This window comes from Azospirillum oryzae (assembly GCF_008364795.1).
In the GTDB taxonomy this organism is placed as follows: domain Bacteria; phylum Pseudomonadota; class Alphaproteobacteria; order Azospirillales; family Azospirillaceae; genus Azospirillum; species Azospirillum oryzae.
Genome location: NZ_VTTM01000004.1, coordinates 1 through 24,002, shown reverse-complemented (window position 1 = coordinate 24,002; position 24,002 = coordinate 1). Strand labels below are relative to the sequence as shown.

Genomic DNA, 24,002 nt, shown 5'->3' with positions numbered 1-24,002 from the left:
TGCTGTTCGGTGCGCGCCGTTCAGTGCGCAGGGCGGGCCGGCTGGGCGGCTGTGGAAGTCGTTGCGGCTGCCGGGGCCGGAAAGGTGATCGGGGCCATCATGTCGGCCAGCGTCACCTCCTCCAGCGCGCCGCGAATGGCGCGGTTCACCTTTTCCCAACCGCCGCGCATGGGGCAAAGTTGCTCCACCCCGCACTGGCTGTCGGCACCGTCGACGCAGGCGGTCAGCGCGATGGGACCGTCGAGCGCCGTGATGATTTCCGCGATGGAGATTGCATCGGCCGCCCGGCTCAGCGCATAACCGCCGGCGGCGCCGCGTTGCGAGGTGGTGAGCCCCGCCGGGGTCATCGCCTTCATCAGCTTGGCGACGGTGGGAGCGGGCACGCCGGTGCGGTCGGCAAGATGGGCGACGGTATGGACCGTGCCGACCTGGCGCGCCATCTCGCTCAACACGACGATGGCATAGTCGGTCAGCTTGCTCAGCCGGATCATGCCCGCACCCCGTTTCACCCCGGTTTCGAATACAGGACCAATTTAGTCCTGATTGCTTCGGGGGGCAAGGGGCGTTTGTCGATTAAAGTGCAGGGTTTCTGCCGGTTTGGCGGGTTTGCATGGCTGATGCGCCGGCAATACCCGTCAACGCTGCTCGGTTATAGCGCCGCTCCTGTCACCACGCTACAGCGAAGCCGCGACATTCCCGCCGCGGTGCGACGGTTTGTCGCGGATGGGTGCGCCCCGAATACGGAAAACCCCGCGCCGGTGGCGGCGCGGGGTTGGTCCGGCAAAGCTCGGGCTGGAGGTCAGCCCGGCTTCTTCACTTCTTCGCGGGCGGCGTTGGTGGCCTCCGACACGACGTCGCGGACATCCTCCTTAGCCGACTCGACCACCGTCTCGGCAGCGGCCTGGGCGGCGCGGGTGCCGCGGTCCAGCGCGTCCATGGCGATGGCCTTGGCGCGCTCGGTCGCCTCGTCGGCATACTCGCCGACCCACTGCTTCTCGTAGCGGGTGCCCGGCAGGGCGGCGCCGATGGCCGCACCCAGCGCCACGCCCATGGCGCCCGCGACGATGGGATGGTCCTCCACGAGTTCCCAGAAGCCGGTCGACATGTCATGCGCGCGGTGGCGCAGATGGTCGGTCGACGGCGCCATGGAGGACAGGCGCGACATGCCGCGGCTGGCATAGGACTGAGACTGCCGCTGGCCGTGGAGATCGCCCCGGTTGTCGCCCCGGCCCGACGCATGGTCGCCGTCCGACCCGCCCATCATACCGCTGACGGTTCCCGACGCACTGTCGTAGGCGGAGCTGACCGCGCCCGACGCGCTGTCATAGGCGGAACTGGCGGCGTGGCGGACGCTGTCGGTGGCGTCGCTCAGCGACTCGCGGGCGTAGTCCACGGCGTCGCCCATGCGGTGGCGGGCGTTGCGGACGGTGCTGGACCGGGCGATGCGACGGTCGTAGCCCGTGCTCGACAGGGCGAGCCAGCCCAGTCCGATGCCGACCAGGGCCAGCGGGATCGGATTGCTGGTCATGCTGTCGAGCATCGATCCCGACGAGTGCGATTGCCGGGAATGGACGGTCTGGCCGCTCTCATAGCGGTCCGACTGTTGCGACGGCGAATAGGTGTGCTTCATGGAATTCTCCATCAGGGATTGGGGAGACCACCGCGTCAGTCTGTCGCGCAGACGGGAACTGCGGTCGCGCAGCGCCTCGACGGTGCCGCCGATGCGCGCGCGGCTGGCGCGGATGTCGCCCTCCAGGGCGTCGAGATCCTGCGGACCCGCTGCTGATTTATGAACGTCGTCCGTCATCGGCCGGCCCCTCAGCGGGCAAGCTGGGACTTGGCCCAGCGCTTGTCCTCGTCCAGCGTGTTGATCGTCCGGCGGGGGCGGAGGTTGGCGGGGCTCAGCCGGTTCTTGCCGACATAGGCCAGAATGCCGCCGACCAGCAGAACCACCACACCGACGATCAGCGCGGACAGCCACGGGGCCAGGACGTTGGACAGGCCGAGAACCGCGGCGGCAAGCAGGACCAGAACGCCGGCGAAGGCGATCAGTCCGCCGACGGCGATGAAGGCCACGCCGCCGGCGGCCTCGCTGGCCTTGTCGGTCAGCTCGGCCTTCGCCAACGCGATCTCGGATCGGGCAAGGTTGGCGGATTCGCGGGCGAGGTCGGCGAACAGGCCGGCGAGCGGCCGGTCCTGCCGCGGATCCCGCGGCTCGTCATAGCGGTTCTCGGCGGCGCTCATGGACGCTGTCCCTGCGGCTTGGAGGTGGAGGAGGTGGTCCCGCCCTGAGTCCCGCCGACGCCGGTGGTGCCGGAGTTCATGACGCTGCCGGCGCCGCCGGTCGTGCCGCCCGGGGTGCTGCCGGGGGTGCCGACGGTGCTGGTGCCGAGCGCCGTATCGGGCGATGCCCCGGTGCCGCGGCCGGTGACGGAGGCCGGGGCGGTGGACAGCGGCATGCCGATGCGGCCGGCGGCCTGCTTCGGTTCACCCAGGCGCTCCGAAGCGCGCTCCGACTCCATGCGGCCGGCCAGGTTGCCGGTGTTGACGGCGGAGGACCCGGTCGTCGGCGTGTCGGCGGGGTGGGACGGCATGCTGCGGCTGACGGACTCGCCGATGCCGCCGGCCATGCCGCGGCTGGGGCCGGAGCTGCGGCCGACGTCACGATTCATGTCGCGGCCGGTGTCGTAGGCGGAACCACGCGCGGTGCGCACGGACTGCGACGGGTGCGCATTGCCTTGCCTGGAGGTCGAAGTGCGGTGCATCCGCCGCTCGCCGGAGCTTTTGATGAAGCGCGCGGCGAGGAAGCCGACGGCGAAGGCGGCGCCGATGAACACTTCGGGCTGACGGCGGGCAAAGCCCTCGACCTCGCCGACGATGTCGTCGACATTCGCGTCGCGCAGCATGTCGGCGACCCGCTCGACGCGGCTGGCCGCCTGCTCGGCGTAATCGGCGACCACGCCGCCATTCTCCTCGTTCAGCTGCTCGGCAGCCTTGTGGAGGGCGTTGGCGACTCCGCCCAGCTGGTCGGCGGCGCGGCCGGTCTGCTGTTCCAGCAGGGAGCGGATACGGCCCTGGGCATTGCCCAGCGTCTCCTTCCCGGTGGCCATCGCGTCGTCGGCGGCGCGGCTGACGGTCTTCTTGATATCCTCGACGCCGCTGCGCCCGCCCGACGTGCTGTTGCCGAGGGTGGAGCTGCCGGCGGCGAGATTTCCAGTCTGCGAACTTCCGGTGGTGGAACTTCCGGTGGTGGAGCCGGTCGGGTTCGGTCCGCCGGTGCCGGTCATGTCGCGGTTCGGCATCTTGTCTTTCCTCCTCGGGGATTCCGGTATTCCGCGGCTCCGCGCCTGCGGCATCAAACCGCCCGTTGCGGAATCGGGTGTCGGGAGGGAAACACCAGCCAAGCCTTCGGGGTTCCACGCAGCCGCTGCGCGAAATGGACAGTTTCTCCGATTGTGCTAAACTTTGCCGCGAACAAGTCGGTGCGGCCGGACCGGGGGATGGCGGCATGAGCGTCTTCAGCGTGGTGGCCGACAGTCAGGCCGGTCTTTTCCGCCTGCAGCAGGCGAAGAAGCCGTGGGAGAAGGAGCTTCAGGCGAAGGACGCCCAGGGCCAGCTCGCCCAGAAGGCGGAGCGGGCGCAGGCGCTGACCCAGGCCGCCGCCAAATGGCAGAGCGACCATGCCAGCGCCCAGGCGGCGCTGGAAGAGGCGAGGCGGGTGGGCGGACCCAAGCAGGCGGCCGCCGCCCGGCTTGAGCAGGTCGAACGCAAGATCGAGCAACTGAAGCTGGCGATGCGCTTCGCCCAGGGCGATCCGCAGAAGCTGGCGACCCTGGCGCGGGAAGCGGCGCTGCTGGCGCGCGAGGCCGGGCGCGCCGCCAAAGAATATGGTGCCGGCATCAAGGCCGCGGCGGAGATGGGGCTGCCCGGCGACACCAGCGCAGCCGCCGGCGGCAGCATGATGCTGTCGTCGGAGACGACGATCACCCGCAGCACCACGAGCCTGACCCTGCAGCAGACCGAAGTGACGCTGACCATCGGCATCTCGACGGGGGAGGGGGCTTCGGTCGCCGCCGGTTCTGCGGAAAGCGCGGCCGACCTGATGGCTGCGGATGCCGGTGCCGACGCGGATCTTCAGTCCGCGGGCGCGGCGGGGGTGCGGGACGGCAAACTGCCGGATGACATCGCCCGCATGGTGGAGGACGTGCTGTCGGGCCTGGGCAATGGGGGGATGACCGCCGCCGGCCCATCCGCCGGCCTATCCGCCGCCGATCCGTCTGCCGCCGGCCCGTCTGCCGCCGGCCCGTCTGCCGCCGCGACTGCCGGCACCGGCGGGCGAAGCGCGATGATCCAGCAGTTGATGGCCGACAACGCCGTTAAGATGTCGCGTTACCGCGAAGCCGACACCTTCGGCCAGCGGGTGGAGGGGGTGCTTGCCACCTCCAAGCGCATCATCGGCGAGGCGAAGGCCGCCAACATGCTGGACGAGTCGGAGAAACGGCGGCGCGAGCGGCGGGAGGGCTTCAAGGCCGACGACAAGATGGTCGAAGCCGCCCAGAAGGAGGTCAACGCCCTGCGCGCCGCGGCGTTCGGGTCCAGCGAAGCCCTTGCCGTGGCCGGACTGCTCGGCGGCGATGCGGAAAGTGCGGAGATGCCGGCCATGCCATCGACCGCCGATCCGACCGTCCAGCCGGCGGCGGCGCTGAATCTGCTGGCCTGACCGGGATAGGCCGTCTGCTACCATTTCTCCATACGCTGCGGTGCGACATTGTGTTGACCGGCTCGCGCGGAAGACGCGATAACCGATGAACCAAGACTCCCGGAGAGGAGTCTGCGAACCGAGCGCAAGAGAATGGGACACGCAACGAGATGAGCAACTGGATCCGCCGTGGCGGCCTCGAAATCGCCCAGCCGCTGTACGACTTCATCAATGAGGAGGCGCTGCCGGGGACTGGTGTCGACGCCGACCGTCTCTGGACCGGCCTCGACCAGCTCCTGCACGAGCTGGCGCCGCGCAACAAGGCTCTGCTGGACAAGCGCGACAGCCTGCAGGCGCAGATCGACGCGTGGCATGTCGCCCGCCGCGGCAAGGTCTTCGATCAGGCCGAATACGAATCCTTCCTGCGCGAGATCGGCTATCTGGTGCCGGAGGGCGGCGACTTCGCCGTCGGCACCGGCAATGTCGATCCGGAAATCGCCTATCTCGCCGGTCCGCAGCTGGTGGTGCCGATCACCAACGCCCGCTATGCCCTGAACGCCGCCAACGCGCGCTGGGGCAGCCTGTACGACGCGCTGTACGGCACCGACGCCATTCCGGGCACCCCGGCGGCCGGCGGTTATGACGCCGCCCGCGGCGCGCAGGTGATCGCCTGGGCGCGCAAGTTCCTGGACGACAGCGTTCCGCTGGCCGAGGGCAGTCATGCCGACGCCACCGGCTATGCGGTCGAGGGCGACACGCTGGCGGTGACGCTGAAGAGCGGCGGCAAGACCGGCCTGAAGGACAAGGCCGCCTTCGTCGGCTGGCAGGGCGAGCCTTCGGCGCCGTCGGCCGTGCTGCTGGTCCAGAACGGCACCCACATCGAAATCCGCATCGACCGCAACAGCGTGATCGGCAAGGACGACGCGGCCGGCGTTGCCGACGTGGTGCTGGAAGCGGCCCTGTCGACCATCCAGGACTGCGAGGATTCCGTCGCCGCCGTGGATGCGGAGGACAAGGTCGTCGCCTATCGCAACTGGCTGGGCCTGATGAAGGGCACGCTGGAGGCGAGCTTCCCCAAGGGCGACAAGACCGTCGTCCGCAAGCTGAACCCGGACCGCGTCTACACCACGCCGACCGGCAGCGTCACCCTGCATGGCCGCAGCCTGCTGCTGGTCCGCAATGTCGGCCATCTGATGACCATCGACATGGTCAAGCTGTCCGACGGCAGCGAGGCGCCGGAGGGCATCCTCGACGGCGTCTTCACCTCGCTGATCGCGCTGCATGACCTGAAGGCGGAAGGCGGTCTGCGCAACAGCCGCGCCGGCTCCGTCTACATCGTGAAGCCGAAGATGCACGGGCCGGAAGAGGTCGCCTTCGCCGACGAGTTGTTCGGCCGTGTCGAGGACCTGCTGGGCATGGCCCGCAACACCCTCAAGGTCGGCATCATGGACGAGGAGCGCCGCACCAGCGTCAACCTCAAGGAGTGCATCCGCGCCGCCAAGGACCGCGTGGTGTTCATCAACACCGGCTTCCTCGACCGCACCGGCGACGAGATCCACACCTCGATGGAGGCCGGCCCGGTCGTCCGCAAGGCGGCGATGAAGGCCACCAAGTGGATTTCGGCCTATGAGGACAACAATGTCGATGTCGGCCTGCGCGCCGGGCTGAAGGGCCGCGCCCAGATCGGCAAGGGCATGTGGGCGATGCCGGACCTGATGGCCGACATGCTGGTCGCCAAAATCGGCCACCCGAAGGCCGGCGCCAACACCGCCTGGGTGCCGTCGCCGACCGCCGCCACCCTGCATGCCACCCACTACCACGCCGTGAATGTGGCCGAGGTGCAGGACCAGCTGGCCAAGCGTCAGGCAGCATCCCTGTCCGACATCCTGACCATCCCGCTCGCCGACCGTCCCAACTGGTCGGAGGACGAGATCCGGCAGGAGCTGGAGAACAACGCCCAGGGAATCCTCGGCTATGTGGTGCGCTGGATCGACCAGGGCGTCGGCTGCTCCAAGGTGCCGGACATCCACGACGTCGGGCTGATGGAAGACCGCGCCACCCTGCGCATCTCCAGCCAGCACATCGCCAACTGGCTGCACCACGGCATCTGCACCGAAGCGCAGGTGATGGAGGTCATGAAGCGCATGGCCGCCGTCGTCGACAAGCAGAATGCCGGCGACCCGCTGTACAAGCCGATGGCCGGCAACTTCGACGGCAGCATCGCCTTCCAGGCGGCGTGCGATCTGGTGTTCAAGGGTCGCGTCCAGCCGAACGGCTACACCGAGCCGGTCCTGCACGCGCGTCGCCGTCAGGTGAAGGCGGCGGGGTGAGTTGGTATTTGCGGCGGAGGGGCATTGCCCCCTCTGCCGCAGCCATTGTTCAGGTTCCGATCCCCAGCACCCGCACCGCCACCTGCTTGGTGTAGGGGCTGGCCGCGAAATACTCGTAGCGGACCGCGTTCTCCGCGGCGAATTCCTGGAACGCCCGGTACTCGTCGTCGCGCCAGCTGCGGTTGCCGATATACTCGTCGAACACGATGACGGTTCCCGGCCGCACCCGGTCGGCCAACGCGGTCAGCACGGTGCGGGCCGAGGCGTAGATGTCGCTGTCGACATTGACGAAGCGCACCGGCCCTGGATGGGCGGCGAGGAAAGGCGGCAGGCTGTCCTCGAACCACCCCACATGCAGGCGGGCATTGTCGCGCACCGGCGGCAGCTGGCTGCCGGTGGTCAGCACACCGCGGGGGGAGTTGACCCAGCCCTCCGGCAGCCCCTCGAACGAATCGAAACCGTGGACCTCCTGCTCTGCCACATCGGCGATATGGTTGAGCGAGGTGCCGCGCCGCACGCCGAACTCCAGAACCAGACCGGAAGTCGCGGCGCAGGCCAGCGCGTGGCGCAGCAGCCGGCCGCTGTTGCCGAACAGCCGGAAGTCCGCGGAGAGCTTCGGCAGCAGCGCCTTGGCACCGTCGGGAAGCGGCCGGCGCTTCGGGTTGTCGCCGATCTCGGCATCCTCGACGGCCTCGGCCTCGGCATCGCGGCCGAGCAGCCGCAGGGTGGCGGCGAGATAGCCCCAATATTTGCCGTTGGCGCCGCCGCAGCGGGTGGCGCGGCGCAGGCGGCGCAGGGCCTCCTCGGGGCCGTGGTGATGCAGCGCCTGGGCATGGCTGCCGAACCAGGCGGCGGCATGTTCGGGATCGTCGGCGAGCAAAGCGTCGAAATGGGCCAGTGACTCCGCATCCTCGCCGAGATAGGCGGCGGCCATCGCCGCCTCATAACGAATGTCGGGCGAGGTGTCACCACCGCGGATCGCCGTCCGGGCCAGGGTCAGCGCGTCGCCATAGCGGGCGTCGCGGCGAAGGGCGCCGGCCAGGGATGCGGTGAGTGTCGCGTCGCCGGGCGTGACCCGGGCCGCGCGCTCGAACCAGCGAACGGCGGGGAAGGGGGCGTTGTCGGCCTGATGGGCCTGGGCCAGGGCCGACAGCAGGTCCGGATCGTCCGGCCGGTGGGCCAGAACGCGGCGCAGGCAGGCGATGGCCGCCGGGGCGTCGCGATGGCCGAGATGGGCCAGACCCAGCAGATGCAGACGTTCAAGTCCGTTGGCAAGTCCGTTGGCAAGCCCGTGGGGGAAGGCATCGCCGCGCAGCAGGCGCAGGGCGGGGCGGTAACGGCGCGCGTCGATCAGGGCGCGCGCTTCGACCAGAATGGAATCAGCGGTCAAAATGACTCGTCGTCAGGGCAGCCGGCGGAAGGTCCAGACCGACGCCGGCGGCAGGTTCCGGGCGATCCAGGCATGGCGCCGCGGCTTCAGCCGCAGCCGCCGGATCAGTTCCGGATTGACCGGGGCGAAGGGACCATAGGTGAATTGCACGAAAACGCCGTCCTGCGCCAGCACGGAAAAAGCGCCGCGCACGATCCGGGCCTGGACCGACAGCGGCATGGCGATCAGCGGCAGGCCCGACACCACCGCGTCGCAGGTCTCCCAGCCATGGGCCCGGACGATGCGGTGGACGCGCGTGGCGTCGCCGCGCACCACCGTGGCGTTGGGGTGCAGAATCGACAGATGGTCGGCGAAGGCGGGGTCGAGTTCCACCATCAGCAGATTGTCGGGAGTGACGCCATGGGCCAGCAGCGCGGAGGTGACCGGACCGGTGCCCGGACCCAGTTCCACAACGCGGCGACCGGGATCGCAGTGGGCGGCCTTCGCCATGGCCCGGCACAGTTCAGGACCGCTTGGAGTTACCGACGCGACCTTCAGGGGTGAGCGAATCCAGCGCTCTACAAAAAGCTTGCGTTCAGCAAGTGACATCGACCGACCTCCCAACAGACGCCGGATCAATTCCTCGGCTCTGCTTCAACCCTTTTTACTGAGTTACGTTTCATTGCGCCAGCCGAATGGATTTTGAATGATCGTTTAACAAAACGGTGACGCTGCAATGACGGATCCTTTTCACTGAGTATTTCCATTGGACATCCCCCCGTTGGGTTAGCCGGAAGAGTGGGAGAGGACCGGGCCATGCCCGCTCCGGCGAACCGCAACGGCAATGTTCTCCTTTTCTTCCACTGCACCGTTGACAGGGCCGTGACCGCCGGGCACCGTTGCGGAACCGGAAGGACGCCGGACGGACAGGGGACCAGGGGACCGGAACAGGACATGCCGACGCTCGCACCCGATCATTCGGATCTGTTCGACGATACGGGCAAGCCGCCCCGGCTGTTGGAACTCGACGTCGCACGGGTGATGCGCAATCCGGGCATGCCGCGCCGCCATTTCGACCCGCAGGAGATGCAGAGTCTGGCCGACTCGATTGCGCATTACGGGCTGAAACAGCCGATCCTGGTGCAGGAGGTCGTGGGCGGCCATCGGCTGGTCGCCGGCGAACGGCGGCTGCGTGCGCATGAGATGCTGGGGCTGGCGACCATCTACGCGCTGGTCACCTCCGGCAATCCGGACGAGCTGACGCTGGTGGAGAATGTGCAGCGCGTCGATCTGGATGCGCTGGAACTGGCGGAGGCGCTGTCCCGTCTGATCGACCGCTTCGGATACACCCAGGAACAGCTTGGCCGCATCATCGGCAAGAGCCAGAGCAACGTCAGCCATACCCTGCGGCTGAACAGCCTGCCGGAGACGATCAAGCAGGAATATGCCGCCGCCCATCACGATGTCTCGCGTTCCACCCTGATCGAGATCGCCTGGATCAAGGATTTGGACGAGCAGATGGCGTTGTGGGAGCAGGTGAAGGCCGGCGACGGCACCGTTCAGGCCGCCCGCAGCCGCAAGGACGCCGCCAAGGAACCGTCGCTGCGCACCATGTCGGCGGTCGGCCGCTTCCTCGACGCGCTGCGCCGCGCGACCGCCCGGCTGGGCGATCCGCGCGAGCACCGCGCCTATGTCGACGACATGCAGCGCCGCGAACTGATCAGCCTGCGCCGCCGCATCGACCTGCTGCTGGGCGACGAGCCGATGGTGGATTGAGGCGCGTAGCGTTCAGTCGTTCAAGAACGGATTGTAGAGCCGCTCTTCCCCGAAATTCGACATCGGGCCGTGGCCGGGAATGAAGGCGATGTCGTCGCCGTAGGGGAACAGCTTGTCGCGGATCGAGGCGATGAGGTCGGCGTAGTTGCCCTTGGGGAAGTCGGTGCGGCCGATCGAGCCCTGGAACAGCACGTCGCCGACGATGGCGAGCTTCGACGGCACATGGACGAACACGACGTGGCCGGGGGTGTGGCCTGGGCAGTGACGCACCTCCAGCGTCTGGTTGCCGACGGTCACCGTGTCTCCCTCCTCCAGCCAGCGGTCGGGCGTGAAGGAGCGGACGGGCGGGAAGCCGAACATCTGGCTCTGCATCGGCATGCCGTCGATCCAGAACTGGTCGTCGCGGTGCGGCCCCTCGATCGGCAGCGACAGCTTGTCGGCCAGATCGGCGACGGCGCCGGCATGGTCGATGTGGCCGTGGGTGACCAGGACCTTCTCCAGCGTCACGCCCTTCGCCTTCACCGCGGCCAGGATGCGGTCCAGGTCGCCGCCGGGATCGATGACGGCGCCCTTCATCGTCTCGGGGCACCAGAGCACCGTGCAGTTCTGCTGGAACGGGGTGACCGGAACGATGGCGTACTGCATGTCCTGACCTTCGACTCTGCGTGGAAACGGCGGAATGACCCTTGGGGCCGAGGGACCTTAACGCGCCCGCGCCGGATGCCGCAAACCATTCGCGCAAAGCCGGTCGCAATGGCCGGCGAAACTGGCTAAGGTCCGGGCGTCCGGCGGGAACACGCCTTTGGGTGGAATACCGGGCCGGCACGAAATGTTAACCTCCGAAGCTTTAGATCGGGGCGGACCAACCACCGTCGCCGCAAAAATACGGATTCCGCCGGAATGCTGTCGCAGAAAGCCAAATATGCGTTGCGTGCCCTTATCATGCTGGCGGAGAAGGACACCGGCGACCTGATCCTGATCGCCGACATCGCGGAGCGCGAGAATATCCCGCGCAAATTCCTGGAAGCGATCCTGGTCGAACTGCGCAAGGAAGGCATCCTGTTCGCCAAGCGCGGCAAGAGCGGCGGCTACCGGCTGGCCCGCCCCGCCGCCCAGATCACCTTCGGCGAGGTGATTCGCCTGATCGACGGCCATCTCGCCCCGCTCCCCTGCGCCAGCAAGGGCTCCTTCAAGCCGTGCGAGGACTGCATCGATACGGAGACCTGCTCGGTCCGCTGGCTGATGCTGCAGGTCCGCGACGCCACGGCCTCCGTGCTCGACAACCGGACGCTGGCCGACGCCCTGCGCCACCGCCAGTCCACCGGCAACATCGCCGCCAACTTCGACATCTGACCGTCCCGCTTGCCGCCCCGCTGAAATCGCATTTGAGGCGGCGGGCGGGCCTCCCGTATGGTTGGCCAAACCATTGGTTTGGGAGGGATCGGCATGTCTGAAGAGAAGGTGGCCGTCATCACGGCGGGCGGCAGCGGCATGGGGGCGGCCTCGGCGCGCCGGCTGGCGGCCGACGGATTCAAGGTCGCGATCCTGTCCTCCTCCGGCAAGGGCGAGGCGCTGGCCGCGGAGCTGGGCGGCATCGGGGTCACGGGGTCGAACCAGTCCAACGACGACCTGAAGCGGCTGGTCGATGCCGCCATGCAGCGCTGGGGCCGCATCGACGCGCTGGTCAACAGCGCCGGCCACGGGCCGCGCGGGGCTTTGCTGGAGATCAGCGACGAGGACTGGCACCGCGGGATCGAGGTCTATTTCCTCAACGTCGTGCGGGCTGTCCGGCTGGTGGCGCCGATCATGGTGGCGCAGAAGGCGGGCTCCATCGTCAACATCTCCACCGCCTGGGCGTTCGAGCCGAGCGCGATGTTCCCGACATCCGCCGTCGCGCGGGCGGGGCTGGCCGCCTATACCAAGATCTTCGCCGACCAGTATGCGGCGGAGAATGTGCGGATGAACAATGTCCTGCCGGGCTGGATCGACAGCCTGCCCGCGACCGAGGAACGGCGCCAGAGCGTGCCGATGCAGCGCTATGGCAGCAGCGAGGAGATCGCGGCGACGGTGGCCTTCCTGGCATCGCCGGGCGCCGGCTACATCACCGGCCAGAACATCCGGGTCGATGGCGGGCTGACGCGCTCGGTTTGAGCCGGCGCCGTAGAAACGAAAAGGGCCGGCGAAGTGCCGGCCCTTTTTGCTTGGCAGAACCCCGCCGTATCAGTCGGCGAAGGGGTCCGTCATCAGGATGGTGTCGTCGCGTTCCGGGCTGGTCGACAGCAGGGCGACCGGGGCCTGGATCAGTTCCTCGATGTGGCGGACATACTTGACGGCCTGGGCCGGCAGCTCCGCCCAGGAGCGGGCACCGCGGGTGGTGTCCTTCCAGCCTTCGAAGGTCTCGTAGATCGGCTCGACGCGGGCCTGGGAACCGGCGTTCGACGGGTAGTAGTCGATCTCCTTGCCGTCCAGCTTGTAGCCGACGCAGACCTTGATCTCGTCGAAGCCGTCCAGCACGTCCAGCTTGGTCAGGGCGATGCCGTCGATGCCGCCGGTCTTGACCGCCTGGCGGACCATGACGGCGTCGAACCAGCCGCAGCGGCGCTTGCGCCCGGTCACCACGCCGAACTCCTTGCCCTTCTGGCCGATCAGTTCGCCGATGTCGTCCAGCAGCTCGGTCGGGAAGGGGCCGGAGCCGACGCGGGTGGTGTAGGCCTTGCAGATGCCCAGCACATAGCCGACGGCGCGCGGCCCCATGCCGCTGCCGGCGGCGGCGTTGCCGGCCACCGTGTTGGAGGAGGTGACATACGGATAGGTGCCGTGGTCGATGTCCAGCATCGTGCCCTGGGCGCCTTCGAACAGGATGCGCTTGCCGGCGCGGCGCAGTTCGTCCAGCTGCTTCCAGACGACTGCGGCGTAGGGCAGGACCTGCGGCGCGATCTCGCGCAGGGGATCCAGGATGTCGGCCGGGGTCATCTCCGGCGCGCCCAGCGCGCGGAACAGCGCGTTGTGGTGGGCAAGCAGGGCGTCGACCTTCTCCACCAGCACGGCGTCGTCGGTCAGGTCGCACAGGCGGATGGCGCGGCGGGCGACCTTGTCCTCATAGGCCGGGCCGATGCCGCGGCCGGTGGTGCCGATCTTGCCGGCGCCCTTGGCCTCTTCCCGCGCCTTGTCCAGCGCGCTGTGCACCGGCAGGATCAGCGGCACGTTTTCGGCGACGATCAGGTTTTCCGGGGTGACGGAGACGCCCTTTTCCTTGATCGCGTTCACTTCGCGGATGAAGGCCCACGGGTCGAAGACGACGCCGTTGCCGATGACCGACAGCTTGTTCTGGCGCACCACGCCGGACGGCAGCAGGCTCAGCTTGTATTCGACGCCGTTGATCACCAGCGTGTGGCCGGCGTTGTGACCGCCCTGGAAGCGCACCACCACATCGGCCCGGCTGGACAGCCAGTCGACGATCTTGCCCTTGCCCTCGTCGCCCCACTGGGCGCCGACCACCGCAACGTTGGCCATCTCTCGTCTCCGCAAAACTTCAAAAGGAACCGCTCAACCACCCGATCCACCGCAGGGCACCATCCGCGCGGCGTGGGGGTCCGTTCACCCTAAACCCAAGCTCATCGAACCCAAGCTTATCCGGCCGGCTTGACGTCGCCGCCGGCCAGCCAATGGCCGCACTGGAGCCGTTTGGCTTCCGCGGCCGCATCGGCCACCGGTGCGAGCCCGGCGACCGTCACCCATCCGTCGGCCCGCAGCCTGCGCGCCGTCTCCCAACCGCTGCCATGCGGCACATACACCCGGCCGGGGGCCTTGGCCGCCGGAACCGCGCGCAGAAGCGTGTCCATGTAGAGCGTAAAGCCGGTCGCCGGCTCCCCACGGCCATCGCCCTGGGCGCCGGCGCGGTAGCGACCGCCCTGGCCCAGCTCCCCCGCGGCGCGGGAGAACAGGGTGAAGCTGAGGCCGGTCTGGTATTCGAAGCCGCGATGTTCCACCAGATCGATGGTCACCGTCAGGTCGGGCATCGCCGCGCGCAGCAGGGCCAGCGTGTCGGTCAGCCGGCGGCGGTCCTTCTCGGCGCCTTCCGGCAGCGGCAGCGCGGCCAGCGCCTGCATGGCGCGGTCGGCGGGACCGGAGGCGTCCATCAGCGTTTCGAGCAGCTTGGCCGCCGGGCCGCCGACGGCCGCGACCGCGGCGGAGTCCTTGCGGTCGAGCGCGGCGCGCAGCTGGCGTATCTCGTCCTCGCCCAGGCCGAGGCCGGCGCAGATGCGCGAGACCATGGTCGGCACGCAGAGGTCGACCGACAGGTGCGGCACGCCGATGGCGGTCAGCGCCTGGACGGCCAGCAGCACCACCTCGGCATCCGCCTCCGCCTCCAGGGCGCCGATCAGCTCGACGCCGACCTGGGTGAACTGGCGTTCGGGGCGCAGCTGCGATCCCTTCACCCGCAGCACCTGCCCGGCGTAGCACAGGCGCAGCGGCCGGGCCTCGTTCTTCAGGCGGGTGGTGGCGATGCGGGCGATCTGCGGGGTGATGTCGGCGCGGACCGCCATCATCCGCTGCGAATGCGGGTCCATCAGCCGGAAGGTCTGCTTGGACATCGCCGCGCCGGGGCCGGAGAGCAGGTTCTCCTCGAACTCGACCAGCGGCGGATCGACGCGGCGGTAACCCTGCGCGGCGAATTCCGCCAGCAGGCGTTCGACGGCCGCCGCCTCATGCGCCGCTTCGGACGGCAGCACGTCGTGCAGTCCGGCGGGAAGCAGGGCGGAACTCAGTGCGTCGGCGGGCATGACCAGCGTGTCTCGTTGCAGGCAGGGACAGGGATGCCGCGGCGAATGTCGGGCACACGGGGCGGGCTAATACCCGACCCCCGCGCCGCATGCAAACGGAAAAGCCCCGCACGGTGGCGGTATCTCCCCTGCGCGGGCGGATTCACTGCAGGTGGACGGACAAAGTGTCGCTGCCGGCGGCGGGGTGGGCAAGTGCGCAGGCGGGCGGAATTCAGCCGGCGTCGGCCGGGCCGGCATCGTCGTCGGGGGGGAGCGGCAGGTCGATGTCCGGAGCGGCCGGCGACACCACGGCGAAGCTGCTGCCGTCATTCTTCGGGCGCAGCACGGTCAGCGGCGTGCCGACCACCAGGAAATGGATGATCTCCGCGATGTTGGTGGCGTGGTCGCCGATGCGCTCCAGATTCTTCGCCATGAACAGCAGATGCGTGCAGGGCGTGATGTTGCGCGGATCCTCCATCATGTAGGTGAGGACCTCGCGGAACAGGCTGGTGTAGAGGTCGTCCAGTTCCTCGTCGCGCTCCCAGGCGGCGATGGCCTTGTCGACGTCGCGCTCGATGTAGGCGTCGAGCACCTCCTTCAGGATCGTCTCGACCAGCCGGCCCATGCGCGGGATGCCGGCGGCCGGCCGCACCACCGGCACCTGGGCCAGCGCCAGCGACCGCTTGGCGATGTTGGCGGCATAGTCGCCGATGCGTTCCAGGTCGGCGGAGACCTTCAGGGCGGAGACGATCTCGCGCAGGTCCTGCGCCATCGGCTGGCGCAGGGCCAGCAACCGCACCGCCTCCGCGTCGATGTCGCGTTCGTAGGCGTCGAGCCGGGCATCGGCCTGCATCACCTGCGAGGCGAGCCCGACGTCGCGGCGGGTCACCGCCTTCACCGCGGCTTCGACCTGCGCCTCCGCCACGCCGCCCATCTGGGTGACGAGGTTGGACAGGCGCTGCAATTCCTGCGCGAAGGAGCGGACGATGTGTTCGGTGCCCATGTTCGGTCGCGACGCTCCAATGATGTCCGGTCCGTCCGCCACAGCCCGCAGGGCCGCCACGCGCGGGACGTGTATATTAGCCTGTGGTCATGACGTCGGTGTGGCGGGTTTATTTCACTTCCTTGACAATCGCGTGTCGGCCGGGCACCCCGGCTTTACTGGCGGTCCGCTCGTGACCTTGTCCGCCGGTGACGTATTGGATTTGAAGTAACTCGGTAACTTCGCTAAAGGGTACGGAGCCGTATTGAAACCGTCCGCATGGGGTACATTCCCCCTGCACTGACCGGGAGGCCGTTTTTCATGTCCGTCGCGTTCCAGATGCCGCTTCGCGCCGTTGCCGCAGGGTCCCTGCTTCTGCTGGCTGCCTCGCCGCTGGCGCTCGCCGCCGATCCGGCGCCGGCCGCAAGCGCTCCCACCGCATTGGTCGAGGATGTGTCCGACGGCGTCGACGGCGTGCAGCCGATGGATTATCTGGCGGCCGGCCGTACCGTGGCGCTGAAGGCCGGGCAGACGCTGACGCTGAGCTATCTGGAATCCTGCGTGAACGAGACGATCACCGGCGGCTCGGTGACGGTCGGCGCCCGCGAGTCGGCGGTGGAGGGCGGCAGCATCGACCGCCACACGCTGCCCTGCGACGGCGGCAAGCTGCTGCTGGCCTCCAACGAGGCGGGCAAGGCGGGGGTGACCGTCTTCCGCAGCGCGCCCATCGCCCTGCCGGGCATGAAGGCGCCGCTGCCGAAGCCGGACCTGACCCTGTTCAAGACCCATCCGGTGCTGATCCTGTCGGCTCCCGGCCCGGTCACCATCGACCGGCTGGACGTGCAGGGCATCGCGCTGACGACCGTCAATGTCCCCGGCACCACGCTGGACACCGCGAAGAAGGGCAGCGGGCTGGAGCCGGGTGGCCTCTACAAGGTTTCCGCCGGGCAGAAGTCCTTCATCGTGAAGATCGACGAGAAGGCCGCCGGCGGCGGCGGCCCGGCGCTCGGCCGCCTGATCCGCTTCTGAGCGGCGGGCACGACCGTTGAATAGGATGAGGCTGCCCCGGCGCGTCCGGCTGGTCCTGCTCGGCGCGGTGGCGCCCGTCGTAGCATCACTTCTGGTGTTGGCCGCCTCGTCGTCGCTGCAGGGGCCGTCGATCGACAGCCTCTATTGGCTGCGGGAGCGGCTGCATGGCCCCCGGCCGGCCCCCGATCCGTCGCCGGTTGTGGTGGTCGGCATCGATGAGGAAACCTACCGCCGCCCGCCCTTCGCCGGCACGCCGCAGGCGCTGTGGGGTCCGCGGCTGGGCACCGTGCTCGGCGCCATGCTGGACGGCGGGGCGGCGGCCATCGGCCTCGACCTCGTCCACCCGACCTCGGTCGAGACGCTGATCCCCGGATTCGAGCGCGATTACCTGCTGACCCTGCGCCGCGGCGGCAAGGAGGGACGGCTGGTGCTGGCCAAGGTGCAGCATCAGAGCGACCCGCTGATGCCCTACCGCGGCTATATGATCGCCGCCGGGGTCAACAATGTCCGCTCGGTCAATCTGGTGGAGGATGCCGACGGCGTGCTGCGCCGCGTGCCGCTGACGCTGACCGTGGCCGGCCCCGACGGCAAGCCGAAGGCCGAGCCGGGCATGGCGGTGGAGGTGGCGTCGCGCGCGCTGAAGGCGCCGCTGGAATGGGGGGCCGACGGCTCCGCCACGCTGGCCGGCTACCGGATTCCGGGCGGCGAGGGCAACCGGCTGCTGGTCAACCACGCCACCGCGCCCGGCGCCATCCCGACCTATTCGCTGGCCGACCTGTATGCCTGCGCCGAGGCCGGTAAGACCGACTTTTTCGCCAGCCACTTCAAGGGCAAGGCGGTGATGGTCGGCACGGTGCTGGACGTGGAGGACCGCAAGCTCTCCTCCAACCGCTGGGTCACCAAGCCGGAGGGGGTGAATCTTCCCGAACGCTGCGCCCTGCCGGTGATGAGCGAGCTGTATGTCGCAGGTCGCACCCGCGACAGCATTCCCGGCGTCTACATCCACGCCGCCGCCATCTCCAACCTGATGGCGCATGACGCGCTGGCGGAGACCGGCCGGCCGGCCGCCGCGGCGCTGATCCTGCTGCTGGCCGGGCTGGCCGCCGTGGTGACGCTGGCGACCCGGCCGCCGGTGGCCGCGGCCGGCCTGCTCCTGCTGCTGGCAGGGTGGAGCGGCGTGGCGGTGGAAGTCTTCCAGGGCGGGCTGGTCCTGCCCTATCTGCAGGCGGCGCTGGCGGCGCTGCTGGTCTTCCCGCTGGCGCTGGGTCTGCGCTTCGCCGTGCTGGACCGCGACCAGCGGCACATCCGCAACGCCTTCAAGCTCTATCTGCCGGGGTCCCTGATCGACGACATGATCGCGTCGGGCCAGTCGCCCAGCCTGGGCGGGGAGGAGCGCGACCTGTCGATCCTGTTCTGCGACATCGCAGGCTTCACCAAGATGTCGGAGGGGATGGAGCCGGAAGCCCTGGTCGCCGTGCTGAACCGCTATTTCACGGTGATGACCGACATCATCGAGGCGCATGGCGGCTTCGTCGACAAATACATCGGCGACGCCGTTCTGGCGGTGTTCGGCGCCCCATACGCCATCGACAACCATGCCCGCGCCGCGGTGGCGGCGGCGCTGGCGATGCGTCAGGCGATGGCGGACGATCCGACCCTGCTGGCGACCGCCAGCGGGCGCGGCTCCAACCGCATCGGCATCGCCACCGGGCCGGCGCTGATCGGCAACATCGGCTCGCCCCGCCGCTTCAACTACACGGTGATGGGCGACACGGTGAATCTGGCCTCGCGGCTGGAGGGGGCCAACAAATACTACAACACCGTCCTGATGGTCAGCGGCGAGACCATGCGCCACCATGGCGACCTGGAGGCCTTCCGCGCGCTCGACATCGTGCAGGTCGTCGGCCGCAGCGAACCGGTCGAGGTGTTCGAGCCGCTGTCCGACGCCCGCCGCGCCGATCCGGAGGACCGCGCCCAGCGCGCCGCCTACGCGACCGCCCTCGACCATTGGCGCGCCGGCCGGTTCGAGGCCGCCGCCGCCGGCTTCCGCGCCCTGGTCGCCACCGACGGCGCCGCCCTGGCGATGCTGCACAAGGCGGAAAAGCGCATCGGCCGGGCGCCCGAGCCGGACTGGGCCGGCGTCACCGCCCTTACCGACAAATAGCCGGACGACGACAAGCCGTGTCCCGAACCGCGATGCCCACTCCCATGCCCCGACGCCTGCGTCGGCTCGCCCGCCTGTCCGCCCTGCTGCTGGCGGGCGTCGCCGGTCCGCTGCCGGCGCTGGCCCAGACGGTGCCGCCGGTTTTGCCGCCCTCGCTCGATCCCAATCGCCTGGAGCAGCGCTTCGAACGGCCGGCCGTGCCGCAATCCTCACCGGAGATCGAGATGCCGGCGCCGGAAAAGGCGCCGCCGCCCCGCGATGCCGAGCGCATCACCCTGACGCTGAGCGAAGTCCGCATCGACGGCAACAGCGTCTATGACAGCGCCAGCCTGTCCGCCCTGTGGCGCGAAAAGCTGGGCAAGCCGATCACTCTGGCCGACCTCTACGCCATCCGCGACGCCATCACCGCGCGCTACCGCAACGACGGCTATGTGCTGTCCCAGGCGGTGGTGCCGGCCCAGCGCATCCGCGACGGCGTCGTCCGCCTGCAGGTGGTGGAAGGCTATGTCGACGAGGTGGTCGTCCAGGGCGGGGCGACCGACCGGCTCGGCCTGCTGCGGCGGATGGGGGAGAAGATCAAGGCGTCCCGGCCGCTGCGCATGGCGGATATGGAGCGCTATGTCCTGTTGGCGGACGACCTGCCCGGCGTCGCGGTGAAGACGGTGCTGGAGGCGTCGCCGGACACCCCCGGTGCCTCGCGCCTGACGCTGGCGCTGGAGCGCACGCCCTTCAACGGCTTCCTGTCGCTCGACAACCGCGGCACCCGCTCGATCGGTCCCTTCCAGTTGACCGGCGTCGCTGCCGTCGAGGACCAGCTTGGCCTGTTCGAGCGAACCACCGCCCAGGGCATCGTCACCCCGCAGCTCCGCGAACTGCGGTTCTTCGACGTCGGGCAGCTGGTGCCGGTGGATGCCGAGGGTACGACGGTGGAGTATGGCGTCCGCCGCTCCTGGTCGCAGCCCGGCGACAGCGTGCGACCGCTCGATCTCTACAGCCTGACCACCTCCGGCCGCATCGCGGTGGCGCATCCCTTCATCCGCAGCCGGACGGAGACGCTGCGCGCCGGCCTCAGCTTCACCATCCGCGACAGCCGCACCGATGCGCTGGGCGACAAGCTGTCGCAGGACCGGCTGCGCATCGTCGCCGCCAATGTCGCTTACGATTTCGCCGACGGCTGGGGCGGGTCGAACCTGCTGACGGCGGAACTGTCCAAGGGTCTGGACATCCTGAACGCCACGGAATCCGGCAGTGCCAACCTGACCCGCAGTGGCGGGCGCAGCGATTTCCGCAAGCTGCTGGTCTCAGCCCAGCGCAATCAGCCGCTGACCGAATCGCTGGTCCTCGTCCTCTCCGGCGAGGCGCAATACAGCCCCGACCAATTGCTGTCGTCTGAGGAATACGGCCTCGGCGGCAAGCAGTATGGCCGCGCCTTCGACCCGTCGGAGATCACCGGCGACAGCGGCTTCGCCGGCCGTGCGGAACTGCAGTACATCCTGCCGGTCCAGGAGGAGGGGCTGGATTACGCGGTCGGCTACGGCTTCGGCGATTATGGCGCGGTCTACAACTACGAGGGCGGAACGCGTCACGGCCGCCGGTCCCTCGCCTCGGCCGGCGTCGGCCTGCGATTCGGCGTGTTCCGGCGTATCGAGGCCAGCGTTGAGCTTGCCAAGCCCTTCATCACCACGCCGTTCAGCACGCAAGACCGCGCACCGCGCGCCTTCTTCACACTCTCAACGCGGTTCTAGACCAACCCGGTTCCAATTCCACACACGGCAATCGCCGCGGGTTGGCCCTTGACGGGCCTGTCGCGCGGCAATCGCCGGTGAGAGGCGTGTCGTCAGATCAACTCGACCCGCTGGGCGACCGGCGCATCTTCCGACCCGACGGCCAGATACCGGACGTCCTCGCCGTCGGCGACGATGTCCAGGCCCGACTGGCGCAGGGTCGCACGGTCGAAATAGACGGTCGCGCCGTCTTCCCACGGCTCGATCAGGCCCGACTGGCTGTCCAGATTGTACCAGCGCACCGTGCCGTAGGCCATCGTCGCCGGGCCGGCCGGCTCGGCCTGACGCTCGCGCCGTTCGCGCGGCGGCTTCGGCGGGCGGGCGAAGCCTTCGCCGCCATCATCAGGCTGCGCACCCAGTCCGGGAGGCTGGCTCATCGGCTGGGCGGCCGATGCGGTGGCGCGCGGCGGGCGCTGGTTGCGGGCGCGCGGGGCCGGCGGGGTTTCCGGCGGCGTGGCGGAGTGAATGGCGACGACCTGGGGTCCCTTGGCGCCCTGGGCCAGATCGCAGACGACCGTCGTGCCCTCGACCGGGTTGGGCAGGGAGGCGGCGGCCAGGACCGAAGCGTGCAAGAATGCCTCTCCGGAGCCATCGGCGAGGCGGACGAACCCAAAACCCTTTTCCGGCTTGAACCACTTTACCGTCGCGGTGACGTTCGTCGCGGTGACGTTCTTCAACTCTTCGCTCAAGACAGGTCCCTTTCACGTCCTGTAGCCGGGGGGAGGGCGGCCCTGACGCTGAACTGGGCGCGGCACCGCTGTATGACCAAGAACAAGACCCCGGCGGTGGCAAGCTTATCATAAAATTCCAGAAAATGGCCAGTGCGGCGATGACCTGTAACGTTACCGCATATGCCGGAACCCCTTGGGCGTCCGCCCATGCCCGCATTGCGCGAGAAAAGCGGTGTGGATCCAAGTCTCCATGCATACTCCGGTTCCACAAACAAAATCGGACAAGAACGCTACAAAATTCCGGTACGGTATCAGGATACAAATTACCGATCTTGCAGTTACAACCTGTCCGTCGGAGGTACTTAAGCTGTAAATAAATTTTTAACTAAAAAATTCGACTCATGCCTTCATCAGAACGGAGGAATGACTTATGACGACCACCGACCAGACCGCTTTTTTCGTGTCCACCAAGGGCAATGACAGCTGGTCCGGGCGGCTCGCCGCTCCCAACGCCGCCGGCACCGACGGTCCCTTCGCCAGCCTCGAGAAGGCGCGGGACGCAATGCGGGCGAGCGACATCGACACGACCTATGTTCGTGGCGGCACCTATCGCCTGAACAAGACCCTGACCCTCGACTCCCACGACGACGGCCACAGCTTCCTCGCCTACAAGAGCGAGACCCCGGTGCTGAGCGGTGGGGAACGGGTGACCGGCTTCACCTACGAGGGCAAAGGCCTCTATTCGGCCAAGCTCTCCTCTGCCAACGGCCTTGACGTCAGCATCGGCGGCGTCCGCCAGCATGCGGCGCAGACCGGCGACTTCAACCCGGACCATGCCGCGACCAGCGGCTGGCATGTGCTGAAGGCGAACTCCACCGGCGCCAGCAAGACCAGCTTCAATTTCACGAACGGCGACATCCCCTCGGGCCTCAAGCCCCATGCCGGGCTGGTCGTTCAGACCTTCGACACCGAACGGCTGAAGGACGACATCTCGCATGTGAAGTCGATCGACCAATACCACCACACGGTGACGCTCGACGATGCGGCGTCCTACGGCCTGCGCACCGGCGGCACCTACCGGGTGATGAACGACGCCTCGCTGATCCGAGATGCCGGCGAATTCGGCTGGCGCGCCAGCGACGGCAAGCTGGTGGTGAAGCCGGAACATGCCGCGAGCTTCCAGTCGGACGGCGTGGTCGTCGCCCGGCTCGGCACGCTGATCAAGACCAGCAATGCCAGCAACGTCAGCTTCGAAGGTCTGACCTTCTCCGACACCCGTTATGACGGCTCTGCGCTGTCGATGCAGGGCGGGCACGGCAACTCGGTCGGCGGCAATCACTTCGTCAATGTCGGGACGGCGGTTTCGCTCGACGGCACCGACACCAGCCGCATCGCCGGCAATCATATGGAGCAGCTCGGCGGCAACGGCGTTTCGATGATCCACGCAGCCAACGGCAACCGCATCTACGCCAACACCATCGAGCATATCGGCCAGATCACCAAGGGCGGCGCCGGCATCGGCGCGGTCGGCAGCAGCAACACGCTGGTCAGCCACAACGACATCACCGATGCCCCGCGTTACGGCGTGTCGTTCAAGGAATGGGACGACGGCCAGCTGAACCGCAAGAACATCGTGGAGTTCAACAAGATCCACAATGTCGGGCAGGAGACCGCCGACGGCGGCGGTATCGAGATGCTCGGCCGCTCGGCCCAGAACATGGGCTCGGTGATCCGTGGCAACGAGGTGATCGACACCGGCGGCCTCGCCACCGACGGCAAAGGCAACTGGCTGGCCGATCACAAGGGCTGGGGCATTTCGCTCGACGATCTGACCAGCGGCGTCGTGGTGCGCGACAACTTCGTGAAGGGTTTCGCCTGGGCCGGGATCTATGTCCATGGCGGAGACGACAATCTGTTGGAGAACAACTTCGGCATCGCCAGCCGTCCGGAAGACGCTTTCATCCGACTGGAATGGGTGCCCAAGGCTGGGGCGGAGGCCCGTCCCCACGACAACATGGTCATTCACAACCTCACGGCCGGTGACAGCCCGATCAATCAGTACTGGAAGCTGCTCAGCCCCGGTAGGCTGACCATGGACGGCAATGTGGCCGCCAACGGGCGTGCCTATGGCCCGAATGACGCGGTCTTCAATCCGGGTTTCCGCGACAGCGCCCATGCCGACTACTCGCTGAAGGATCACGCGCCGGTTCTGTCCCACGGCATCCATGACCTCAGCTGGTCGTCGATGGGTACGGACGGCTACCAGGCCGACAGCAGCATGGCACAGTTCTGGGACCACGCCGCCTATTGACGGACAGGGGGCGTCGGCCTGTCCGACGCCCCTTAAACCCCTCTGGCCAAAAAATCGTCATGGGAGATGAAAAAAGGTCTTGCGCGGTTTGGGGGGTGCCGCCTATAAAGCGCCTCCCGACGCG

The 24,002-nt window shown here is 68.3% G+C and carries 20 protein-coding genes; 9 read left to right on the top strand and 11 right to left on the bottom strand.

The genetic code is table 11. The annotated features are described in order from the left end of the window. Positions 1–20 precede the first annotated feature (20 nt). The 4 genes from FZ938_RS13690 to FZ938_RS13675 form a co-directional block, all read right to left on the bottom strand. Complete coding sequence (locus tag FZ938_RS13690; protein ID WP_085085645.1) at positions 21–491, bottom strand: SUF system Fe-S cluster assembly regulator; 471 nt, start codon at positions 489–491, stop codon at positions 21–23. Between the two features lie 308 nt (positions 492–799). After that, on the bottom strand, positions 800–1,807 hold the full coding sequence (locus FZ938_RS13685) for a hypothetical protein (protein ID WP_149199052.1): 1,008 nt from the start codon (positions 1,805–1,807) through the stop codon (positions 800–802). Positions 1,808–1,818: 11 nt separating this feature from the next. Beyond that, entirely contained in the window at positions 1,819–2,244 is a 426-nt protein-coding gene (locus FZ938_RS13680) for a phage holin family protein (RefSeq protein ID WP_149199051.1), read from the bottom strand. Next, on the bottom strand, positions 2,241–3,302 hold the full coding sequence (locus FZ938_RS13675) for a hypothetical protein (RefSeq protein ID WP_149199050.1): 1,062 nt from the start codon (positions 3,300–3,302) through the stop codon (positions 2,241–2,243). Before FZ938_RS13675 ends, FZ938_RS13680 begins: the two co-directional genes overlap by 4 nt. Before the next feature lie 206 nt (positions 3,303–3,508). Between FZ938_RS13675 and FZ938_RS30540 the strand changes: the two genes are divergently transcribed. Then, positions 3,509–4,720 carry a hypothetical protein gene (locus tag FZ938_RS30540; RefSeq protein WP_174757023.1) on the top strand — a complete coding sequence of 404 codons (1,212 nt, stop codon included), beginning with the start codon at positions 3,509–3,511 and terminating at the stop codon, positions 4,718–4,720. 149 nt (positions 4,721–4,869) lie between these two features. Next, positions 4,870–7,029 (top strand): malate synthase G, encoded by a 2,160-nt coding sequence (locus tag FZ938_RS13665; RefSeq protein WP_149199049.1) that lies wholly within the window; start codon positions 4,870–4,872, stop codon positions 7,027–7,029. A gap of 49 nt (positions 7,030–7,078) precedes the next feature. Here the strand turns inward: FZ938_RS13665 and FZ938_RS13660 are convergent, their stop codons facing one another. Both FZ938_RS13660 and FZ938_RS13655 read right to left on the bottom strand, forming a co-directional pair. After that, positions 7,079–8,419, bottom strand: a complete 1,341-nt coding sequence (locus tag FZ938_RS13660; RefSeq protein WP_149199048.1) for a class I SAM-dependent methyltransferase — start codon at positions 8,417–8,419, stop codon at positions 7,079–7,081. 12 nt (positions 8,420–8,431) lie between these two features. Continuing rightward, entirely contained in the window at positions 8,432–8,908 is a 477-nt protein-coding gene (locus tag FZ938_RS13655) for a class I SAM-dependent methyltransferase (RefSeq protein ID WP_149199047.1), read from the bottom strand. Positions 8,909–9,352: 444 nt separating this feature from the next. Between FZ938_RS13655 and FZ938_RS13650 the strand changes: the two genes are divergently transcribed. Further along, positions 9,353–10,174: a ParB/RepB/Spo0J family partition protein gene (locus tag FZ938_RS13650; RefSeq protein WP_149199046.1), complete on the top strand. Its 822-nt coding sequence runs from the start codon at positions 9,353–9,355 to the stop codon at positions 10,172–10,174. 12 nt (positions 10,175–10,186) lie between these two features. Here FZ938_RS13650 and FZ938_RS13645 read toward each other — a convergent pair whose 3' ends face one another. Then, entirely contained in the window at positions 10,187–10,819 is a 633-nt protein-coding gene (locus FZ938_RS13645) for an MBL fold metallo-hydrolase (RefSeq protein WP_149199045.1), read from the bottom strand. Positions 10,820–11,074: 255 nt separating this feature from the next. Here FZ938_RS13645 and FZ938_RS13640 point away from each other — a divergent pair, with 255 nt between their 5' ends. Together FZ938_RS13640 and FZ938_RS13635 are read left to right on the top strand one after the other, a co-directional pair. Continuing rightward, positions 11,075–11,527, top strand: coding sequence for an RrF2 family transcriptional regulator (locus tag FZ938_RS13640; protein ID WP_149199044.1), 453 nt, complete (start codon positions 11,075–11,077; stop codon positions 11,525–11,527). 93 nt (positions 11,528–11,620) lie between these two features. Then, positions 11,621–12,325: an SDR family oxidoreductase gene (locus FZ938_RS13635; protein WP_149199043.1), complete on the top strand. Its 705-nt coding sequence runs from the start codon at positions 11,621–11,623 to the stop codon at positions 12,323–12,325. A gap of 69 nt (positions 12,326–12,394) precedes the next feature. On the opposite strand, the gene FZ938_RS13630 is transcribed toward FZ938_RS13635, so the two are convergent. The 3 genes from FZ938_RS13630 to phoU all read right to left on the bottom strand — a co-directional run bounded on the left by FZ938_RS13630 (position 12,395) and on the right by phoU (position 15,940). Further along, positions 12,395–13,687 carry an adenylosuccinate synthase gene (locus FZ938_RS13630; protein WP_149199042.1) on the bottom strand — a complete coding sequence of 431 codons (1,293 nt, stop codon included), beginning with the start codon at positions 13,685–13,687 and terminating at the stop codon, positions 12,395–12,397. 116 nt (positions 13,688–13,803) lie between these two features. Beyond that, a complete protein-coding gene (locus FZ938_RS13625; protein WP_149199041.1) occupies positions 13,804–14,958 on the bottom strand; it encodes an ATP phosphoribosyltransferase regulatory subunit in 1,155 nt (384 codons plus the stop codon). A gap of 211 nt (positions 14,959–15,169) precedes the next feature. Further along, positions 15,170–15,940, bottom strand: coding sequence for a phosphate signaling complex protein PhoU (gene phoU, locus FZ938_RS13620; protein ID WP_149199040.1), 771 nt, complete (start codon positions 15,938–15,940; stop codon positions 15,170–15,172). 300 nt (positions 15,941–16,240) lie between these two features. Here phoU and FZ938_RS13615 point away from each other — a divergent pair, with 300 nt between their 5' ends. The 3 genes from FZ938_RS13615 to FZ938_RS13605 are packed head-to-tail and all read left to right on the top strand — an operon-like array spanning position 16,241 to position 20,857. Continuing rightward, positions 16,241–16,948, top strand: coding sequence for a hypothetical protein (locus FZ938_RS13615; protein WP_149199039.1), 708 nt, complete (start codon positions 16,241–16,243; stop codon positions 16,946–16,948). Positions 16,949–16,973: 25 nt separating this feature from the next. Next, entirely contained in the window at positions 16,974–19,112 is a 2,139-nt protein-coding gene (locus tag FZ938_RS13610) for an adenylate/guanylate cyclase domain-containing protein (RefSeq protein ID WP_149199038.1), read from the top strand. 44 nt (positions 19,113–19,156) lie between these two features. Then, positions 19,157–20,857, top strand: coding sequence for a ShlB/FhaC/HecB family hemolysin secretion/activation protein (locus FZ938_RS13605; protein ID WP_246457209.1), 1,701 nt, complete (start codon positions 19,157–19,159; stop codon positions 20,855–20,857). 92 nt (positions 20,858–20,949) lie between these two features. On the opposite strand, the gene FZ938_RS13600 is transcribed toward FZ938_RS13605, so the two are convergent. Beyond that, complete coding sequence (locus FZ938_RS13600) at positions 20,950–21,585, bottom strand: cold-shock protein (protein WP_246457208.1); 636 nt, start codon at positions 21,583–21,585, stop codon at positions 20,950–20,952. Between the two features lie 412 nt (positions 21,586–21,997). On the opposite strand from FZ938_RS13600, the gene FZ938_RS13595 reads away from it, so the two are divergent. Next, entirely contained in the window at positions 21,998–23,878 is a 1,881-nt protein-coding gene (locus FZ938_RS13595; protein WP_149199036.1) for a right-handed parallel beta-helix repeat-containing protein, read from the top strand. Positions 23,879–24,002: the final 124 nt, after the last annotated feature.

Excerpts from the sequence above, each read along its gene's own strand:
- FZ938_RS13690 (WP_085085645.1), bottom strand. The coding sequence starts at position 491 with ATGATCCGGCTGAGCAAGCTGACCGACTATGCCATCGTCGTGTTGAGC.
- FZ938_RS13685 (WP_149199052.1), bottom strand. The coding sequence starts at position 1,807 with ATGACGGACGACGTTCATAAATCAGCAGCGGGTCCGCAGGATCTCGAC.
- FZ938_RS13680 (WP_149199051.1), bottom strand. The coding sequence starts at position 2,244 with ATGAGCGCCGCCGAGAACCGCTATGACGAGCCGCGGGATCCGCGGCAG.
- FZ938_RS13675 (WP_149199050.1), bottom strand. The coding sequence starts at position 3,302 with ATGCCGAACCGCGACATGACCGGCACCGGCGGACCGAACCCGACCGGC.
- FZ938_RS30540 (WP_174757023.1), top strand. The coding sequence starts at position 3,509 with ATGAGCGTCTTCAGCGTGGTGGCCGACAGTCAGGCCGGTCTTTTCCGC.
- FZ938_RS13665 (WP_149199049.1), top strand. The coding sequence starts at position 4,870 with ATGAGCAACTGGATCCGCCGTGGCGGCCTCGAAATCGCCCAGCCGCTG.
- FZ938_RS13655 (WP_149199047.1), bottom strand. The coding sequence starts at position 8,908 with ATGGCGAAGGCCGCCCACTGCGATCCCGGTCGCCGCGTTGTGGAACTG.
- FZ938_RS13650 (WP_149199046.1), top strand. The coding sequence starts at position 9,353 with ATGCCGACGCTCGCACCCGATCATTCGGATCTGTTCGACGATACGGGC.
- FZ938_RS13645 (WP_149199045.1), bottom strand. The coding sequence starts at position 10,819 with ATGCAGTACGCCATCGTTCCGGTCACCCCGTTCCAGCAGAACTGCACG.
- FZ938_RS13640 (WP_149199044.1), top strand. The coding sequence starts at position 11,075 with ATGCTGTCGCAGAAAGCCAAATATGCGTTGCGTGCCCTTATCATGCTG.
- FZ938_RS13635 (WP_149199043.1), top strand. The coding sequence starts at position 11,621 with ATGTCTGAAGAGAAGGTGGCCGTCATCACGGCGGGCGGCAGCGGCATG.
- FZ938_RS13630 (WP_149199042.1), bottom strand. The coding sequence starts at position 13,687 with ATGGCCAACGTTGCGGTGGTCGGCGCCCAGTGGGGCGACGAGGGCAAG.
- FZ938_RS13625 (WP_149199041.1), bottom strand. The coding sequence starts at position 14,958 with ATGCCCGCCGACGCACTGAGTTCCGCCCTGCTTCCCGCCGGACTGCAC.
- phoU (WP_149199040.1), bottom strand. The coding sequence starts at position 15,940 with ATGGGCACCGAACACATCGTCCGCTCCTTCGCGCAGGAATTGCAGCGC.
- FZ938_RS13615 (WP_149199039.1), top strand. The coding sequence starts at position 16,241 with ATGTCCGTCGCGTTCCAGATGCCGCTTCGCGCCGTTGCCGCAGGGTCC.
- FZ938_RS13610 (WP_149199038.1), top strand. The coding sequence starts at position 16,974 with ATGAGGCTGCCCCGGCGCGTCCGGCTGGTCCTGCTCGGCGCGGTGGCG.
- FZ938_RS13605 (WP_246457209.1), top strand. The coding sequence starts at position 19,157 with ATGCCCCGACGCCTGCGTCGGCTCGCCCGCCTGTCCGCCCTGCTGCTG.
- FZ938_RS13595 (WP_149199036.1), top strand. The coding sequence starts at position 21,998 with ATGACGACCACCGACCAGACCGCTTTTTTCGTGTCCACCAAGGGCAAT.